The sequence below is a fragment of the Streptococcus mitis genome (assembly GCF_002096845.1).
GTDB lineage: Bacteria > Bacillota > Bacilli > Lactobacillales > Streptococcaceae > Streptococcus > Streptococcus mitis_A.
The window spans coordinates 1-201 of sequence record NZ_NCVK01000052.1 but is presented as its reverse complement, the minus strand read 5'-3'; the positions used below and the strand labels follow the sequence as shown (position 1 = coordinate 201).

Sequence of the window (201 nt, the reverse complement as noted above, 5' to 3'; positions counted from 1 at the left end):
CCCTATTTAAAGAATTTACAGCACCTATTCCACTTAATACTGATTTTCCAATATTCGCTGCAGATGGGAGTGATATCTGTATTCCTCGAAATCCCATGGATACAGAAACCTCTATCCAAACCCAAACGGATGTTAAATCCTATAATCTCATGCATATAAATGCCCTATACGACTTGACGACTGGAGTGTATCGAGATGTTT

At 38.3% G+C, this 201-nt stretch carries 1 pseudogene; it reads left to right on the top strand.

Annotation, left to right across the window (positions count from 1 at the left end):
* Positions 1–201 (top strand): annotated as a pseudogene (locus B7695_RS07765) (IS4 family transposase); the annotation flags it as partial.